Annotated in this window: 1 protein-coding gene; it reads left to right on the forward strand. The window is 66.3% G+C overall.

What is annotated here, in order from left to right; genetic code table 11:
* The first annotated feature begins 90 nt into the window (after nt 1-90).
* Nucleotides 91-1,515 carry an IS1380 family transposase gene (locus ABH924_RS24785; RefSeq protein WP_404503184.1) on the forward strand — a complete coding sequence of 475 codons (1,425 nt, stop codon included), beginning with the start codon at nt 91-93 and terminating at the stop codon, nt 1,513-1,515.
* Nucleotides 1,516-1,581: the final 66 nt, after the last annotated feature.

Genomic DNA, 1,581 nt, shown 5'->3' on the forward strand with positions numbered 1-1,581 from the left:
GGTGTGTTAAACCGGTGAAAGGGTGCTCCGACAAGGGAAAATAGTGGTATTCGACGCCATATTTTCCTGATCGTGAGGAGCACCCTTTCGATGCAAGATTCTACCCGGCTTTTCCCGGCCGCCGCGGTTGGTTTCACGGGCCAGTCGCTGGTTTCGCACGCGGGCACGACGGTCCTGACGGAGTTCCTTGATGCCCTGGGCTTCGGCAGGCTCTGCGAGGACCGGTTGGGCCAGTTCGTTCCCTCCGGCGCCAGGCACCGGCCCGGCCGGCTGATCGGTTCACTGGCGGTGATGCTGGCCGCCGGCGGCGAGCATTCCAGCGACCTGGACATGCTGCGCACCTCACCGGGGCTGTTCGGGGCGTTGCCTTCGAACGCGACGCTGTCCCGGTTCTTCGAACGGACCGTGGCCAACCGGGAGTTGTTCGGTTACGGCTTCGAAACCTTGACCCGGGAACTGCGGACCAGGGTCTGGGACGCTGCCGGGGCCCGGAACCCTGCGCTGCGGGCGACCGCCGCGGATCCGCTGATCATTGACCTGGACGCCACGTTGGTGACCTCGCACTCGGACAAGGAAAACGCCTCCGGCACCTACAAGGGCGGATACGGGTTCGCCCCGTTCACCGCCAGCATCGACTACGGCACCTTCCACGGCACCGGCGAAGTCCTGGCAAACCTGCTGCGGCCCGGCAACGCGGGGGCGAACAGCGCCGATGACCACATCCGGGTTTTCGATACCGCCGTATCCCAACTGCCCGAGGCGTTCTTCCCCGAGGGCAGGCTGGACGGACAGCGGATCCTGGTCCGCACCGACAGTGCCGGCGCCTCGCGGAAGTTCCTGCATTACCTGCATTCCCGGGGTGTGCAGTTCTCCGTCTCCTACCCGGTCCCGGCGGCCAAGGCCCACATGATCGACTGGATCAACGACAAACAGTACTGGCAGCCGGCCCTGGACCAAGACGGCACCGAACGCACCGACGCCTGGGTCATCAACGCCACCGAAGTCATCGCCCTGAAGGACTACCCGCCGGGGACCAACATCTACCTGCGGGCCGAGCCCCTGCACCCCGGCGCGGCCCCGACCCTGCTGGACCTGGACGGGCACCGCGTCACCGCGTTCCTGACGAACGCACCGCGCTGGCACGGCCCGTTCCTGGACGCCCGGCACCGGGCCCGGGGCAGGTGCGAGAACCGGATCAAGACCCTGAAAAACACCGGCCTGGGCAAGCTGCCGTTCTACGACTTCGCCGCGAACCAGGCCTGGGCCAACATCGCCGCCCTGGCCAGCAACCTCGTCGCCTGGCTGCAGCTCACCGCACTGCCCGACGGGCACCAGGCCAAAACATGGGACATCAAACGCTGGCGCTACCGGCTCTTCGCCACCGCCGGGAAAATCATCACCCGCGCCAGACGCACGCAGCTGCTCCTGCCCGAGACGGCACCGGAAAGAGCACTCATCACGTGGATGCTCGAAGCGATCAAAGGACTGCGCCACGCACAGCCGATCCCCACCTGACCGACCGCCGCAAGGAACAGACCCGACAAGCAGAAAGCACGCAACAACACCCCGGCAGAGGAACCG

It is taken from the genome of Arthrobacter sp. GAS37 (assembly GCF_044908325.1).
Taxonomy (GTDB): Bacteria; Actinomycetota; Actinomycetes; order Actinomycetales; family Micrococcaceae; genus Arthrobacter; species Arthrobacter ramosus.